At 52.0% G+C, this 15,271-nt stretch carries 15 protein-coding genes and 1 pseudogene; 5 read left to right on the top strand and 11 right to left on the bottom strand.

The window, feature by feature from the left end; translation table 11 throughout:
- The first annotated feature begins 425 nt into the window (after positions 1-425).
- Positions 426-1,040, top strand: a complete 615-nt coding sequence (locus ACR0L3_RS02265) for a type VI secretion system-associated protein TagO (RefSeq protein WP_480743298.1) — start codon at positions 426-428, stop codon at positions 1,038-1,040.
- A gap of 210 nt (positions 1,041-1,250) precedes the next feature.
- Here the strand turns inward: ACR0L3_RS02265 and ACR0L3_RS02260 are convergent.
- The 3 genes and pseudogenes from ACR0L3_RS02260 to ACR0L3_RS02250 form a co-directional block, all read right to left on the bottom strand.
- A pseudogene (locus ACR0L3_RS02260) lies at positions 1,251-1,958 on the bottom strand (IS6 family transposase).
- A gap of 87 nt (positions 1,959-2,045) precedes the next feature.
- On the bottom strand, positions 2,046-2,453 hold the full coding sequence (locus ACR0L3_RS02255) for a universal stress protein (protein ID WP_480743297.1): 408 nt from the start codon (positions 2,451-2,453) through the stop codon (positions 2,046-2,048).
- A gap of 56 nt (positions 2,454-2,509) precedes the next feature.
- Positions 2,510-2,959 (bottom strand): phasin family protein, encoded by a 450-nt coding sequence (locus ACR0L3_RS02250; protein WP_480743295.1) that lies wholly within the window; start codon positions 2,957-2,959, stop codon positions 2,510-2,512.
- Positions 2,960-3,129: 170 nt separating this feature from the next.
- On the opposite strand from ACR0L3_RS02250, the gene ACR0L3_RS02245 reads away from it, so the two are divergent.
- A complete protein-coding gene (locus tag ACR0L3_RS02245; RefSeq protein ID WP_480743293.1) occupies positions 3,130-4,317 on the top strand; it encodes a cation:proton antiporter in 1,188 nt (395 codons plus the stop codon).
- A 15-nt stretch (positions 4,318-4,332) separates the two neighbouring features.
- Here ACR0L3_RS02245 and ACR0L3_RS02240 read toward each other — a convergent pair whose 3' ends face one another.
- The 3 genes from ACR0L3_RS02240 to ACR0L3_RS02230 all read right to left on the bottom strand — a co-directional run bounded on the left by ACR0L3_RS02240 (position 4,333) and on the right by ACR0L3_RS02230 (position 5,515).
- Positions 4,333-4,740, bottom strand: a complete 408-nt coding sequence (locus tag ACR0L3_RS02240) for a c-type cytochrome (protein ID WP_480743291.1) — start codon at positions 4,738-4,740, stop codon at positions 4,333-4,335.
- A gap of 69 nt (positions 4,741-4,809) precedes the next feature.
- A complete protein-coding gene (locus ACR0L3_RS02235; protein WP_480743289.1) occupies positions 4,810-5,235 on the bottom strand; it encodes a serine protease family protein in 426 nt (141 codons plus the stop codon).
- A 7-nt stretch (positions 5,236-5,242) separates the two neighbouring features.
- Complete coding sequence (locus tag ACR0L3_RS02230) at positions 5,243-5,515, bottom strand: Hsp20/alpha crystallin family protein (protein WP_480743288.1); 273 nt, start codon at positions 5,513-5,515, stop codon at positions 5,243-5,245.
- A 481-nt stretch (positions 5,516-5,996) separates the two neighbouring features.
- On the opposite strand from ACR0L3_RS02230, the gene ACR0L3_RS02225 reads away from it, so the two are divergent.
- The gene (locus ACR0L3_RS02225) at positions 5,997-7,301 is read left to right on the top strand and encodes a ferredoxin reductase family protein (RefSeq protein ID WP_480743286.1); all 1,305 of its coding nucleotides are present in this window, start codon (positions 5,997-5,999) and stop codon (positions 7,299-7,301) included.
- Between the two features lie 470 nt (positions 7,302-7,771).
- Here ACR0L3_RS02225 and ACR0L3_RS02220 read toward each other — a convergent pair whose 3' ends face one another.
- The 4 genes from ACR0L3_RS02220 to ACR0L3_RS02205 all read right to left on the bottom strand — a co-directional run bounded on the left by ACR0L3_RS02220 (position 7,772) and on the right by ACR0L3_RS02205 (position 11,517).
- Positions 7,772-8,440, bottom strand: coding sequence for a hypothetical protein (locus ACR0L3_RS02220; protein WP_480743285.1), 669 nt, complete (start codon positions 8,438-8,440; stop codon positions 7,772-7,774).
- A gap of 354 nt (positions 8,441-8,794) precedes the next feature.
- Positions 8,795-9,775, bottom strand: coding sequence for a CobW family GTP-binding protein (locus tag ACR0L3_RS02215; protein WP_480743284.1), 981 nt, complete (start codon positions 9,773-9,775; stop codon positions 8,795-8,797).
- A gap of 4 nt (positions 9,776-9,779) precedes the next feature.
- Positions 9,780-11,252, bottom strand: a complete 1,473-nt coding sequence (gntH, locus tag ACR0L3_RS02210; protein WP_480743282.1) for a guanitoxin biosynthesis MBL fold metallo-hydrolase GntH — start codon at positions 11,250-11,252, stop codon at positions 9,780-9,782.
- 10 nt (positions 11,253-11,262) lie between these two features.
- Positions 11,263-11,517 carry a hypothetical protein gene (locus ACR0L3_RS02205; protein WP_480743280.1) on the bottom strand — a complete coding sequence of 85 codons (255 nt, stop codon included), beginning with the start codon at positions 11,515-11,517 and terminating at the stop codon, positions 11,263-11,265.
- Positions 11,518-11,595: 78 nt separating this feature from the next.
- On the opposite strand from ACR0L3_RS02205, the gene ACR0L3_RS02200 reads away from it, so the two are divergent.
- Entirely contained in the window at positions 11,596-12,930 is a 1,335-nt protein-coding gene (locus tag ACR0L3_RS02200) for a tetratricopeptide repeat protein (RefSeq protein ID WP_480743278.1), read from the top strand.
- A gap of 438 nt (positions 12,931-13,368) precedes the next feature.
- On the opposite strand, the gene ACR0L3_RS02195 is transcribed toward ACR0L3_RS02200, so the two are convergent.
- A complete protein-coding gene (locus ACR0L3_RS02195; protein ID WP_480743277.1) occupies positions 13,369-14,241 on the bottom strand; it encodes a LysR family transcriptional regulator in 873 nt (290 codons plus the stop codon).
- A gap of 143 nt (positions 14,242-14,384) precedes the next feature.
- Between ACR0L3_RS02195 and ACR0L3_RS02190 the strand changes: the two genes are divergently transcribed.
- The gene (locus ACR0L3_RS02190) at positions 14,385-15,233 is read left to right on the top strand and encodes a TauD/TfdA dioxygenase family protein (protein ID WP_480743276.1); all 849 of its coding nucleotides are present in this window, start codon (positions 14,385-14,387) and stop codon (positions 15,231-15,233) included.
- The last annotated feature ends 38 nt before the right edge of the window (positions 15,234-15,271 follow it).

Raw genomic sequence — 15,271 nt, 5'->3', positions numbered from 1 at the left:
TTGAAGTGGTTGTAGACGGAGGAGTGAAGGTCGGCAAGTTTCTGTAAACATCGCATGCAACTGAAACTCTGCATTGCGCTTCTGCCGCGTAGATAGTTCACCATCCATCGCTTAGCTTGCTGCCGGATCGTGTATCCAATTCAGCCGCATCTACACCGTTCAATCGCACCTGAGTTCCATCGACTACGATAGTGTCGGCGTCTCTTACTTATGAAAAGCCAGCGGCGGCAGGTGCTGCACAAATAGCCAGTGCAGAAATCATTCTGACCAAGCCAGTGATACAGGGAATCTGAGTCAAGATTTCGCCGCCAAAACGCATGCCTCGTCGCACTCGGCACGTTTTTGGCGTTAACAAACCGCTGTATCAGGGTGAAACGCCAGTAAGAACAACCCAGCGGCAGAACCGATAAATCAAAAGGGTAAATATGAAACTCGGAATACTTGGTGCCTCAGCAGCGGCAACCATTTTATCCTGCACCGCAGCGTTCTCTTTGGAAGACTGCGTTTCTATTGCCAACGACCTCGACCGGCTGTCTTGTTATGACCAGGCATCGGGACGAACTCCACAAATAGAGGTTGACCAATATACAACAGAAAACTGGACTGTCCGACAAGATAAGTCTGCGTTTAAGGACACCACGGATGTTTATGTTTCCGTCTTGTCAGACGAACCAGCCCAATGCGGTCAGTTTGGGACGCCAGAGAAGGCCGCATTGATGATCCGATGCCAAGAAAACAGCACGTCGTTTTTTTTGGTCACAGATTGCCACTTAACGTCAGGCCATGACGGTTATAGCTACATTGATTACAGGATAGACGACATGCCCGCTGGCAAACGTGAGTTTAAGGCTAGCACTAGCAACCGCGCGCTTGGCCTTTGGAGTGGCGGTAATTCCATTCCATTTATCAAGAAGATAATCGGCTCTGACCGAGTGTTGATGCGCTTCACGCCATTTAATAAAAACAAGACTACCGTAGAGTTCCAAACCACGGGACTCGAGAAGGCAATCGCACCTCTTCGTGAGGCGTGCAGCTGGTAATCTCTTCCCAATTCACACCCTCACTTACCCCGATCAGCAAGGGTGTGATACGGCGTTGGCCCATTTTCTCAATTCGTGGGCCAGCGCCACTAAGCTAAAACTACGGCAGTCGGATTGCCCTACGTCGTTGCCTCTAAACGAGAACCTCCCGCCTGAAGGTGCTGTCAGACTAATTCGAACCAGTCTCAGTTTGCTGGAGAAACCGCGAACCTATCCGGAACAAAGTTGACGCCACTCGCTACGTGCGGCGGCCCGGATCAGCTTAAAGGTGTCTCGGCTGGCTAGCGATCCTTCCTGGTTGAAGTGGTTGTTTATGGAGGAATGGACGGAGGCGAATTTCTGCAAACTTCGCATCCGCCTGAAACGTTGCATGGCGCGTTCACACCGTCGGAAAGGAAGGTGCGAATTCTCGACGCGGTTATTGACCCACCTGCCCGTTCTTTGTTTTTCGAGTGCACCCAGATCTCTAAGCGAGGCTCTTTATGAGGCGAAGCGATCCGTGACGACGGTTTCCGCTTTGCCGTGTCGCTTCATTAACTTCTTGAGGAATTTCAGTGCTGCAGCCTTGTTTCGGCGATTGGTGACAACGGCTTCCAGCACCTCGCCTTCGTGATCAACAGCCCACCAAAGACAATGCCGCTTTCCATTCACCTTCACGAAAACCTCGTCCATGTGCCAAATCGATTTGGAGTATGCTCTCAATTGCTGCACCCGCTTCCGCCTGATTTCAGAGGCAAACATCGGGCCAAACTTGTTCCAGCAATATCGAACGGTTTCGTGGTTCAAATCGATTCCTCGCTCGTGCAGCAGATCTTCGAAATTCTTAAGCGACAGAGGGAAACGGATGTACAGCATCACCGCAAGGTGAATGATCTCGGGGCTGGTTTTAAAGTACTTGAAAGAGGCAGGTTTGATCATGAACAAAAGTTACGCAACCGCGCTGCAGCGCTCAAGCAAAGTTCTTCTGACAAGACCCCATAGAAATCTCGCATCGCTATCTTTGGATCACCGAATTACGTGAACCGAACACTTGGCGTGATGCACAACTCTGTTCGCAGTGGAACCTAGAAATATATCCTCGAAACCAGGCTTGTGCGAGGCCAAGACTATGCAATCCGCGTCGCTCTCATTTGCGAAGTCAACAATAGCCCTGCCCGCATGCCCAGAGATGAGCCGAGCCTTCGCACCTGGAATTTCAGAGGCAGTATGATGCAGATTCTCCAGGATTTCATGCCGCGTGTTGGCAAGTACTTCGCTGGGAATCTGAGACCCCACATAAGCGGGAATTGGCTCTTGGACGTGAAACACGGTGAAAACAGCGTCCGCATCAGCCAATTGGCGCGCGGCTTCAAAGGACGCTTGTGTGTCGTGTTCTTGGTCCAGAGCAACCGGGATCAGGATGTTCTTATACATTTGACCTCCTATCTACTGCTCCGATGATTTCAATTTGGCTTTCGGCAGCAGGAAACCTACACAGGCTCAGACTTTGAAGATTTTCCTGCGCTCTTTTTAGCGGCCGCTACATCATCAACTGTTTTCTCAACAACTTCAGCTTCGGTTTCAGTGACATAAGATGCACAACGGGCCACGGTTTCGAACCATTCCTGCGCGTCAGCAACCAACCGCTCAGCCGAATGGCGCTGCCATTCCGTCATACTCTGAAGGGCTTTCGATGGATCGGACGGGTTCGCAGAAGACACTTTGCGTGCAGCTTGTAGAGCCGTCCGCACCGCCTCATGACGCCGTTCGAACCAATGCTGCGCAAATGCCTCGGTTTCCTCGAGCATTTTTTCTTGTGCGTCCCAAAATTGTTCGATCTGAGCGTCGAAGGCCGGATTGCCAGACATGGGCGGCTGCATTTGCTTGAAAACGTCCACAAGTGTGGCCGGGTAATTCGAGCTAGATTTCTTTGTCGACATCGAAAATTCCTCCTCTCTCCCTGAATTATCTATTGTACCACTTTCAGTGGGCATTAGCCTTAACACAGATCAATTTCCCTTATTCTTATGATCCTCGGCCAAGTCCGTGACAGGGAACTCGCATTCGCACCGACATCGGTTCCTAGCTGGCGGGATTGGAGTTAGAGTAGGTGAAGCAAGAACTTAACGCTTGGTTTCCTATGAACGTTGCCGGCTTTCTGATTACCCTTGGTGTTCTCTTCCTTGCCGGATTGGCGGCCGACCAACTTGGCCGAGCGACTCATCTGCCTCGTGTCACAACCTTACTTTTCCTCGGTCTGATCGCCGGGAACACCGGATTGGGGTTGATCCCACTCGACGTTGCCATGTGGTTCGACGAGGTGTCCATTGTGGCTTTGACGATGGTCGCATTTCTTCTTGGAGGATCTTTGACCCGCGAGAACCTGGTTCGGCATGGCCGAGCCATTCTGACGATTTCGATTTCAATCGTAGTTACAACCCTTGTTATTGTGTCTGCTGGACTGACCGCAATTGGAGTACCCTTCGGGTTGGCGTTGGTGCTGGCGGCAATTGCTACGGCTACTGCTCCGGCTGCCATGACAGACGTGATCAAACAATCTGGGGTGTCCAACAGCTTCACTGAGACGTTAAAGGGCATAGTCGCAATTGACGACGCTTGGGGTCTGATCGTTTTCAGCGTCGCATTGGTTGTGGCCGGTCATTCGGAAGGTTGGGCCACCATCACGACCACAGCGGTGTGGGATTTCGGAGGGGCTATTTTGTTGGGTTCCTCGCTAGGCGTGCCATCCGCTTACCTCACCGGTCGCTTGAAGCCGGGAGAGCCAATACAGGCAGAAGCAATGGGTATCGTCTTTCTTACAGCGGGCCTCGCGCTTTGGCTGGAGGTTTCATTCTTGGTAGCAGGCATGGTTGCGGGCGCAGTTATTGGGAATCTTGCCCGCCATCACGACCGTGCTTTTCATGAGATCGAGCACATTCAGTGGCCATTCATGATCCTATTCTTTCTGTTGGCTGGCGCCACGTTGGAAATTGAAGCCTTCGGTTTGATGGGCTGGGCTGGTGCTCTTTTCCTATTCTTGCGTGCCGTGGCCCGCCTTGTCGGAGGTTACTGCGGAGCAAAACTGGGCGGCCTGCCTCGCCGTCAGACCCGCTGGTACGGTCCCGCTTTGTTGCCACAGGCTGGTGTCGCGGTAGGTATGGCCCTTGTAGCTGGAGAACAATTTCCGCATTGGGCCGCGTCGATCATGGCCTTTACTCTAGCCAGTACTGTGGTCTTCGAGGTGTTGGGGCCGCCACTGACTCTCATGTCAATCAGACGCGCGGCTGACACGGACTAACAGATTGGTCAGTGACTATTCAGACTGGATCGATTCAAGAAAGGCGAGCAAATTCGCCAACGGCAGGCCTACCATCATAGGTTGCCCATTAGGTAGAGCCACTGCGATTTGTTGGTCTGTCTCAAACACCGCGCCAAAGATTGGCATTTCGCCTCCATGGGCTAGCAATTGTGAACGACCGTCAATCTGTTCAGCTATGCGAACTATCGGAAACACACCGTCGTTTTCGTCCGCCAATCTGGTAAGGTCGGGTGTTCGAATAGCCAGCATTTCGGCCATTGGCCCGTCTCCGGTCGCTTCGAAACCGTGACATTGCCAGCAGTATGTCCGGTACAAATCACTTCCCTCACTGACGCTGACCTCCTGTGCCAGAGCGGGTCCCGTGACGAATAGTGCCAGTAAAATCCAGCGAAAAATCTGCATATGCTCCTCCAATTTGCTGCCCCGGAAAAAGATCTTATTATAAGGCATCCTTAAGAAAGCACTTTGACCTTACTCATTTTGTGCGCTCCTGTACGAGGATTGGCGTTTCTGTCGAACAGCGTTAGTGAATACCTCAACCAAACATACGTCTTCACGCGCGCCATCACCAATCCCTCTGCTTGCTAGCGGGTGTATCTTGCTTTGAGATGAAAGCCGGGACGCGATCCACCAGAAGTTCAACGTTCCTTCTGCTTCCAGTTCCTCAAAAAAGCCCTGACCGGCCTGCGCGATCAAAGCTTTCAAACCCGTTGGATATCCCAACAGATATAGCTCTTCACCTACGCGCGACGCGGCATCCGCCAACGGAATTCCGAGGTCCTGAAAGCGGCTTGGCTCAACTGCCAAAATCGCCAAGTCTGCGGATTCACTGAACCGGACCAAACGGGCCTCTATTGGTTCCGTCTGATCAGGCAAGTAGGCCAGCAGCCTCAACATCTCTGGCTCAAGACCCGCGCCTCTCAGTCTCCGACATTTCGATATGCAGAACGCCTTTGTCGAATGTTGCTGAAATCTTGTCGATTTCCACAGTGTCTGGCAGCGACATAGCTCTGGAAAAGCTGCCATAGCTTCTTTCGCTGACACGCATATCGCGCGTTTCATCATGCGCAGTCTTCTTCTGACCACGCAGGATTAGCCTGCGATCCTTGATTTCAATTTCCACATCATCCTCTTCGAGCCCTGGCAATTCAGCCGTCAGGACAATCGCAGAATCCATTTCTTGAACATCGATTGCCGGTGAAATCGCACCTGTCATGTCAAGAGACGGAGAACCCGTGCGTTGCGCAGCCGTTTCCATCGGCAGGAAGGGTGATCCTCTCCCAAAAAACGCGACATCAAGGTTTCCATTTCACGCCGAAAGTTGTCATAGAGCGGATGCATTCCAGTGAAAAGTTGCGGTGACTTTTTGTCTTCCAACATTTTGAGCCTCATCCTTTGGTCTGCTTTCGCGCGCGCAACATTATGACAGGAAAAACGGTCAAGGACCTTGATCTTGCGCAAGCATGCAACCTCATCTTTCGCCAGATCGTACGCAGTGGCTGAACGAACAGAAACGGGAAACGTCGTCCACCAAACTTGCCTCGTCGCGCCGAAATTAACACCAATCTCAGTGGTCTTGATCAGAATCCCAGGTCAGCTTAGCGTTTGTTTAGAATGAGCCCGAGCTGCCCAGCTTTAGCACAGTGGAGCAAAACCGTATGAAACGGCCTTATCTGGCGCTGATTTACGTTTTGCTGATATTGGCTCCCTTGGGTTTTTCTTGGTCCCTGGGATGGCCACCACGATCATTTCATCAAGAGCTCGCGTCCGGGATTGGAACGCTTGCATTTTCGATAATCTTAGTCGAGTTCCTGCTGTCTGGGCGGTTCAGGTTCATCTCTTCCGGTCTGGGTATGGATGTAACCATGCGAGTGCATCAGTTGATGGCGCGTACAGCACTCGGCTTTGCGCTGATACACCCGCTGCTATATCAGGGCACGCCTTCAGGCGGACGCCGCCCGTGGGATGAAACAAACCAACTTACGATTTCGACCGACTTTTCTGTGCTGGTATCGGGCATCGGCGCTTATTTTTTACTGTTCATTCTGGTCGCCTCGGCAATTGCCCGTAAATCCCTTGATTACAAGTACGAGACATGGCGCCTCTTTCACGGGCTGGGAGCCTTGGTGATAGCGTGCCTGCTGTTGCACCACACGGTCTATGCTGGGCGCTACGGTGGGCATCCGCTTTTGATGTATATGTGGCTTGCCCTGACCAGTATTGCAGTTGGAACTTTGCTGTATGTCTATCTCGTTCGCCCTTTACGTCAGAGGAAAAGGCCGTGGCGCGTTGCTTCTGTGTCTCGACTAACACCAAAGCAATGGGAGTTGCGCGTCGTGCCAGATGGTCACAACGGACTAAACTTCGAAGCTGGGCAGTTCGCCTGGCTAAACGTCGGCCACAGTGCTTTCTCGCTGCACGAGAACCCATTCTCGATTAGTTCGGCACCAGCCGAAGGACCCGAAGTTTCATTCGTGATAAAGGAGCTTGGGGATTTCACATGCGGTCTCGGACAGATCGCTCCGCAAACCCGGGTCTATCTGGATGCCCCACATGGGAATCTGTCGATCAGCCACCGCCCTGAGACAGGAATTGTTTTAATCGCAGGTGGTGTCGGGATCGCGCCCATGTTGAGCATTATGCGTCAAGTTCGACTGAGTAGAACACAACGCGATCTCAAGCTTATCTATGGCAACCGGGTGGAGGAGCAGATTGTTTTTCGCCAGGAGTTGTCCAAAGAAGAAACAGTATTTGTTCTATCCGAACCGCCAAAGGATTGGTCCGGAGAGACAGGCTTGATCGACGGTCCCCTGTTGAATCGCAATTTGTCTTCTGAACAATTTGAAAGCTGGCTTTTTGTTCTCTGCGGCCCCCCTGCCATGATGGACGCCGTCGAAGATCATCTGATCGCACAGGGCACCGCGTCCCACCGGGTTTTATCTGAAAGGTTTGACTATGATTAGACTGCTCAGAAACCTGCCCACACGCAAACAGGTGAAGTTCGCAGTTTGGTGCATCAGTTTCATAGTCTTCATCGCTATCTTGGCTTTTTCCTTAAGGTATAGACGGAGGAGTGAGCTGCGGCGAGCTTCTGCAAACTTCGCATCCGCCTTAACCGCTGCATCGTATGTCGCGAACGGCCGTTTTGTCCGCAGAACAATCATTCATGACTGGCGCAGCGAATGTCCACTTCGGGCCCAACGCGGTTATCCGCTGCACTGGGCATGAACGACCACCTTGCGGACATTGCTGCCATCCGCATTTTTACTCCAAATGACCGCAGTCAGCCCCAAGCAGACCTTCAAAACCGAACTTTCCAATGGCAACTTTGCGATTAAATCCATTCACTCGCACTCACCACTGCAATGCAAGCAACCAGCCCGGCCAAGCATTTTCGGCTAAGAGTCCAATCGAACAAATTAAAAGCGGTTTTCTAGTTTGGTTTTGAGACAATTACGCTGGTTTCTGGGTTCAGATCATCATTCGGATCTGTCAAAACGCCTGCTGGAAAGGAAACTGAGATGGGACGGTCCTTTGTATCAAGGCAGAGCATGTGGTTATTGTCCCCGTCACCCAGATCGGCAAGCGCGGCGGGTGTTATTATGCGTTGAGATCCGTCTTCGGCCTCTACGATGATCCTGTAAAGATCGCGTTCCGCATCGCCAGGTTCCTTGCCGTTCGCCAGCGTAACGCCACCCGCCCAAGTTACCCGAATGGCCTGTACGATGTTGTCACTTGGACAAAGGCTTCCTCTGGTTCGGCGTGGCCCCAAGTTTCCGACTAAAGTCCAATCTTCAACAACCTCAGCAAAGATCAATGACGGTCCGTCTTCCAGCGGGGTCACGGCCACAGTGGCACCTCGAAAATCAAGCGTTCCATCGATGGAATGGAGGTGTCCAATAACCTCGACTTGAACCGGTGGATCCTCGGAAGCGTTCCCAAAATCCCCGATGAGTAGCACCGTGCGCAATTCACCGGGATCGGTAGCAGGCAACACTGACGCGCAATGCATTGTTCCGATCTGGCCTGACTTTGTTACGACTCTGAAGTCACCAGCCTGCAAAGTTTCCAGATCTACCTCGGTTGAAAAGATGACGGGCATCCCGTCTTTGCCCCTGGAACCTCTACAAATGAGATTTGCTACACGGGGCAACGCCTCGAGCCCGTGGAAAGCAGAAAGCAATTCGGCATCTTGTCCTTCAGCTGAACTCGGCAATCCGAGGTTTGGGGTTGTGTCTTCAAGTTCTCGACTTGAGACGTCCTGCGCGCATAAAGCCGTTCCCGACAAGACAATCGCAGTGGCAGGTGCGAGCAATCTGATCGCTTGGCTCCATTTCCTAAACTGCTTCAGCAATAGGGTATTTCTCCAAATTTGGTCCTCGGCGCTGCGGGCTTTCGAGCTGTTGCGTGTAGGAATTCAAGAAACACACGCAAACAAGTTTGATCGAACTTGCCGCTATGCGGTCGCCAACAACGCATCGGAAAGCTCGTATTCCGAAAGGGCCCCTGGTGCACCTATTGCGACAAGCCTTGTTTCAGGTTTTCGGTGGCCCCATGCGCCATCCCTTGCGATGTCCATGCGCTTTCCGACAACCTGTACAAGAATGCGATGATCTGGGTCCTCCTCGCTAAAAACAAAGCCCTTGAGGCGATAAACGTCGCCCGGAAGCTTTCGAATTGCACGCCTAAGAGAAGACAAGCTTATCGGGCGTTCAGCTTTCATCATAGTTGTTGAGAAACTGTCAGAGTGATCAGAGTGGTAGCAACCACAATCCGGTCCATGTTCGTGATGATCGGGTATTTCTGTTTCTAGCTGTTCGGCGGCAAAACGACCAACGGAAAGAAGTATGTCCAGTGGGACGTCTGCGTTGACGGCTTCGACCAGACGATATCGACGGAAGCGAGACCCAAGCCAATCGTGCACCCTTTGAACAGCCGCCCTATCGACGAGGTCGACCTTGTTCAAAATAACCATGTCCGAGAACGCGATTTGTCGAAGCTTCAGTTCCATTTGTTCTGGCGCAGAAAATAGCTGTTCCGCATCGACCAGGCACATGAGGCTGTCCAAGCGGATCATGTCCCGAAACTTCTGATCGGTGAATGTCATTGCAATTGATGACGGGTCCGACACTCCGCTTGCTTCAAGGACGATGTATTCCGGTTTCTCAGCCCGGGCGAGAACGGCCTCTACCGTTTCGATCAGGTCATCTCGGATCGAGCAGCAAACGCAGCCATTTGCCAAACTCATCACATCATCTTCGAGACCGACTACCAAGTCGGCGTCAACGTTTATTGATCCAAAGTCATTCACCAGAACCGCAACCCGCAACCCGTGATTGCCGGTCAGGATGCGGTTCAAAAGCGTTGTCTTGCCGGCTCCGAGAAAGCCGGTAAGGATCGTTACAGGGATTGCGGATGATGACCCAAATTCAATCATGTCGTTACTCCGCCTTCTTTTTGCGGTTCGGGATGACGTCATCCACCTTGATTACAAAATTGCTGGGCCACTCGGGATCGGGAGCACGGAATACATCAGCTGGGTAGTATTCTTTGGGATCGATCTCCATGTCTCGGTACTTCTGATCTTGCTGTTCGGCACGTGATGACCGCGGTGCTGGCGGCTTGATTTCATCCGGCAACGTGATCTTGCCTTCTGCTTCCATCTTGCCCAATTCGCGGAATGGTGCGACTGAGCCGGATTTTCCTGGAAGCGTCGCCTTCCGATACCAGATTGCGTCCTTGGTTACGTTGACGACGGCTACATCCAAACCCCAGGCGAACAGCCCATCATAGTGGGCACGGATTCCCGCCAGCATTTCGGCATCGATGTCCTCGTCTTGCGTATAGTGGGTTACCATTGCAAGCCGTGGGCGCGCCTCAGCCATCATCTTACCGACCGCATAGTGCGATGTATGATGCGTATCGATTGTGTAGTTGAACAGCTCTTGTGGCAGACCGTATTTGTAGGTCATCAACTGACCGATATCCTGTCCGGACATTTCGGTCACAAACACATCGACGCCTTTTCCATATTCAAGGCTCAATTCATCAGGGCGGCCATCGCCGGTCCAAACAAAGCTCAGCCCGTTCCAATCCAGCCGATATCCGACAGCGCCGTCCTTGGCATGGCTGCGCGGCCAGGAACGTATAGTCACGCCATCTTCATCATAGACAATGCCACCTTCCTGGCGGAAATCGAATTCGTTAACTTCGATCTCGTAGCCGTCCCCGATTGGGAAGACGTCGAAAGCCTCCAGATGCCATTTGAGCATCTGCTGCATGCCCTTGACCATTCCGGCTGTACCAAGCTCTGGTGTCCGACCAGAGGGGCCGTGAATGCGCAGCGGTGTGTATCCTCCGGACCAAGCCCGGAATGGGTAAATGTAAGGGATGTCTGCATAGTGATCGACATGCAGGTGTGTGATGAAGATGTCGTTGATCAACTGCCCCGGAACCTGCATCCCGATAATGTTGCGGACGCAGCCTGAGCCGAAGTCGAAGAAGAACCTCTTTCCATTACCCAATTCGACCATGATGCAAGTCCCTGCCTGATCTTCGCGGGGCGGAAATGGTGTCGAACCACAGAACGATATCCGCATTTCGTCGGGCCCGAGGTCCTCGGAAAGCGGGAAATAGTTCGCATTCGAACCTGTCATGTATTTGGTAGGACGGAAGTACTCCGGCAGAGTGATGCCCCCGGCAGGCCTGCCGCCGTACGGGTTCTTTAGGCTTTCGCCTAGTGGTCCATCGCTGGGGTGTGCCTGTGCAGCTCCTGAACCGTAGCTAACTGCGCCGGTTGCGACCGCACCTGCTGCCAGTCCCTGCATAACGTGTCGTCGGGAAGGGTTTTCGATGTCCTCAGATTTCTGGATCTGTTCGTTCTCTAAGTCTTTGCCTTTGTCTTCTTTTTTCATGGCTATGCCCTCAATTGGAAATGCTGCGAGGATTGCGCTTCACCATCCGGCGAAGCTCGTTCACGAGTTCAGATCTGATGTGGGCCCATTCCGCGCGCTCTTGGGCTGGGGTCGAAACGTCATCCAACAGCTCGGAAGCTTTCTTCAGGTCTTCGATAACCTCTTTGAGCAACGCATCCGTTTCGATACGCCCTGACAACGCCTCGGACAGTTCTGGAATTTCTTTTGTCAGGTCCACCGCCACTGGATAAATCCTGGCTCCCACTATCTATTCTCATATCGATATGAGTGCGGTTGACCGCGCACGCCAAGTGAGTCACCGTGAGTTGGGGGTGAGTTTGCCTTGAACAAAGCCAATGAATTGCCGATAGATCAATATGTTGAGCAGCCGTCGCCGGATCTTGTCCGGGAAGCGCTCGAGCGCGTTGTATCGAGCGACGAGTTTCAAGCTTCGCCCCGTCTCCAGCAGTTTCTTACATACGTCGTCGAGGAAACTATCGCGGGTCGCGGTCCCCAAATTCGAGGCAAAGCTATCGCTGTGGAAGTCTATGGGCGTCGCATTGATGGCACTGGCGGCCAAAATCTCGTTCGCGTCGAAGCCAGGCGGCTGCGTAGACTGCTGCGTGAGTTTCACGAAAATCAATGGGACGGCGAAGGTGTTCGTATTTTTGTTGACCCTGGCGGATACAAGCCGCGGTTTTCATACGAACCTACAATTGACGACCTCACACCAAGTGTGTGGAACAGCAATGAGCCCGGTGGGCGTCGGCCTTTGCTGCAACTTCTGCCAGTTGGTCTGGGTGTCCTTGCAGTAATCGCTGTGCTTGGCATCTGGTTGAGCCGGGAAAACACGGACGTTTTGCCCACAGCTCAATCCATTGAACAGGCTGAGCGGACTGCTCTTGGTGAGCAGTCTTTGACAAGGCTTCAGGCGGCTAACCTTGCGGATCAAGCCAGAGGCATGTTTTTTCCTGTTTTCGATGTCAAGCGCCAGCAAATAGCACTGGGAATGTTTCAGCATGCAACAGAGCTAGATCCCGCACTCTCCGATGGTTATGCCGGATCGGCACAGGTCCTGGCGACTTTGGCCATGCTGTCCCCTGATAAAGCACAAAGAGATGACCTCTTTTTCCAAGCTTCGGAGATGTCGGGAAAAGCACTTGATCTATCTCCCACCGATGCCTGGGCAAACGGTGCAAATGGTTGGGTATTGGCCACCCAAAATAACCCGGTTGAGGCTATGAAATACGCAAGAATGTCCGCTGAACTTGCGCCTAAGGATGGTCATATTCTGGATCTTGTCGGCATCACCGCCATCATGGCGGGGGCCCCAGATCTCGCGGCCGAGGTTAGCGATCCAGAAAGACCAAGGTTAGGATCGGGCCGCTTTGGCGCACGAAATATTTGGGGTGTATCGCAGCTGATGCTTGGGAACTACGAAAAAGTTGTCGAAGCTTTTAAAGGAGCACCCGCTGCCGGTGCACCTGTAAGTGCTCCTTCTCTCCTCTTCCAAGCAGTTGCGCACGACCAGTTGGGGCATTCGGAAGAAGCACAAAGACTAGTTATGGAAATGCGAAAGACATGGCCGGAGTTTCCATCGGAGTTTCTTGCCGGCAGGATTTTCCATAATGATGATGCAACGCGGCAAGCGATCCTGGATACTCTGAATGGATACTGATGAAACGCGTCGGATGTTTGTCGACGCAAAGCCCGCTTTCTGCGCATTGCTGTAATTGGGGCATCGCGCCGTATCGGTCAACTTGGGCTCGGAGCGGTCGTTTGCTGCAATTCGAGTGAGTGTCTGCTGTCGTGTCTAACCAACGTTCTATCGCATGACACCCTGCACTTTATCTTGCTTGACATCGAGCTGTGTGCGGTAGGTGTCGTGGTATTTTCTCTCTATGGGTCATTTTATTGAATACTTAACAAGAGCTTGCGAGCTTTGTTGTGCTGACCTTGTCTCCGCCACCATGTTGGTATGTGGTATTTCCATTATATATCTGCGCTTTGATGGCTTGGAATTTTATCCATCGCCACACGTTTTGTGCAGCATAAGTAAGTAGTCAATAGACTTCCTGTGGATATTTAAAGGAGTGCCACCTCAAAAATGACATAGCTAATGATACGCGGCTTCCGATAGTGCAGTCTTAACTGCGTCGATCATTTTGGCGCGAGGTGAGGCTGACATACTTGCCAGGCCAACAATGCGCTTAGGTCCGTTCTGTTCAAGGGGGATCCTTTTAAGCCGCAAATGGTCATATGCAGCTAAGCGGCTGTCTGGTATGATTGATACGCCAAGTTCAGCGGCCACCATACTTGAGATTGCTTCAAGGCTCTCTAGTTCCATGGCGTCTTTGACTTTAATGCCCTTACTTTGCAGCCAAGTCTCGATTTGCCTTCCTACAACCGCATCACGCGTAAAACGAATAAACGGTGACGCGCCAAGCAGTTCTTTCGGAGGTAAATCTGGGGTGTTTTCCGAAACAAGCAGGACCAATTTTTCGGATACAATTTCAGAGAATTCCAACGTGTTTGGCAGAACATCTGGTCGGGAAAGGATCGCCGCTTGAATCTGCCCGCGGTCTAACTGTAGCAAAAGCTGATTGGTCAAACCTGGCACAATCCGTACATGGATATCCGGATGCACGGACTTTAGCCTCGCTAGCGCCATCGGCACTAATCCAGTCAGGGTAGTTGGAACGGCACCCAAAGTTATTTCACCAGAGAGTTCGTTGTTTGACTTCACCCTTTCCGCCAAACCGTCATATGCGGCCACCACCGCAGCAGCCTCTCCAACGAACGTTAACCCGGTATGAGTAAGTTTGGGCGATTTGGCTGATCGGTCAAATAAATCGAGCCCCAACGTGACCTCCAGATTCCGCATCTGGTGACTGACCGCCGACGGAGTTAGATGCTCCGCCTCTGACGCAGCGCGGAAGCTACCATGTCGATGAACTGCGATCAGAGTTCGCAGTGACCGAATGCTCATTTCGATAATCTCACTACCGCCTAAATCATAATCGATATGTGAAAGTTTTTCACTGATTAGTCAAAGATTTTTCGTTTTTGTTCATTTTTGTTGATGTGTACCCTGCGCATAGCATGCCCACGAAACCAAACCCAGAGGTGCTTATGGTTGCTCCCAAATCCAACGACTATACTTCCATCGTTGCCAAACCCTTCGCTCCAAACCTTGGGGCTGAGATTTATGGAGTCGATCTAAGCTGGCCTGTGCCTGACGATCAGTTTGCGGAGATCTGCGACGCCTTTCACACCTACCAGGTTCTGTTCTTCAAAGAGCAGAAGGAAATTCCGCCTGCGCAGCACATCGAATTTGGGAAACGCTTTGGGCCGCTTCATGCGCACCCTGCAGCCCCAACGATGGACGGGTATCCGGAGATTTTCGAAATCCATGCAACCAAGAATTCCAAAGTAGCTAACGGTGAGTTCTGGCACTCTGACGTCTCTTGCGATGAGACGCCGCCCCTTGGAACTATGCTACAAATCCACATCGCCCCTCCCTGCGGTGGGGACACCATGTTTAGTGATATGTACACGGCCTACGACGATCTTTCTGAACCGATAAAAGATATGATCAACGGGTTATCTGCACTTCATAGTTCAGAGCATATCTATAAAGGTCGCTATAGCGACCGGGGCCAAAAAGACAGCGATATTGATTGTCCCGAAGCAGTTCATCCGATTGTTAGAACTCATCCGGAAACGGGCCGGAAATCGCTGTTTGTGAACCGAACATTTACTACAAAGATTGTGGGCTTGTCGGATAAGGAAAGCGATGCGATCCTCGACATGCTTTTCGAGCATGCGGAACAAATCAACTATCAAATCCGGTTCAGGTGGTCGCTTAACGACATGGCCTTTTGGGACAACCGGTGCTGTATGCATCGTGCTATCTGGGACTATTGGCCCGCGGAGCGTAAAGGGCGACGTGTGACCGTGAAAGGCGATAGACCGGTTTAGTCTCGACCGAACCGAATTGCTCGATCAAAGAAACCAAA

This window comes from Ruegeria sp. CK1, from assembly GCF_056536545.1.
This window is presented reverse-complemented; position numbering and strand designations above follow the sequence as displayed.

Excerpts from the sequence above, each read along its gene's own strand:
- ACR0L3_RS02265 (WP_480743298.1), top strand. The coding sequence starts at position 426 with ATGAAACTCGGAATACTTGGTGCCTCAGCAGCGGCAACCATTTTATCC.
- ACR0L3_RS02255 (WP_480743297.1), bottom strand. The coding sequence starts at position 2,453 with ATGTATAAGAACATCCTGATCCCGGTTGCTCTGGACCAAGAACACGAC.
- ACR0L3_RS02250 (WP_480743295.1), bottom strand. The coding sequence starts at position 2,959 with ATGTCGACAAAGAAATCTAGCTCGAATTACCCGGCCACACTTGTGGAC.
- ACR0L3_RS02240 (WP_480743291.1), bottom strand. The coding sequence starts at position 4,740 with ATGCAGATTTTTCGCTGGATTTTACTGGCACTATTCGTCACGGGACCC.
- ACR0L3_RS02235 (WP_480743289.1), bottom strand. The coding sequence starts at position 5,235 with ATGTTGAGGCTGCTGGCCTACTTGCCTGATCAGACGGAACCAATAGAG.
- ACR0L3_RS02230 (WP_480743288.1), bottom strand. The coding sequence starts at position 5,515 with ATGGATTCTGCGATTGTCCTGACGGCTGAATTGCCAGGGCTCGAAGAG.
- ACR0L3_RS02225 (WP_480743286.1), top strand. The coding sequence starts at position 5,997 with ATGAAACGGCCTTATCTGGCGCTGATTTACGTTTTGCTGATATTGGCT.
- ACR0L3_RS02220 (WP_480743285.1), bottom strand. The coding sequence starts at position 8,440 with ATGCCCGTCATCTTTTCAACCGAGGTAGATCTGGAAACTTTGCAGGCT.
- ACR0L3_RS02215 (WP_480743284.1), bottom strand. The coding sequence starts at position 9,775 with ATGATTGAATTTGGGTCATCATCCGCAATCCCTGTAACGATCCTTACC.
- gntH (WP_480743282.1), bottom strand. The coding sequence starts at position 11,252 with ATGAAAAAAGAAGACAAAGGCAAAGACTTAGAGAACGAACAGATCCAG.
- ACR0L3_RS02195 (WP_480743277.1), bottom strand. The coding sequence starts at position 14,241 with ATGAGCATTCGGTCACTGCGAACTCTGATCGCAGTTCATCGACATGGT.
- ACR0L3_RS02190 (WP_480743276.1), top strand. The coding sequence starts at position 14,385 with ATGGTTGCTCCCAAATCCAACGACTATACTTCCATCGTTGCCAAACCC.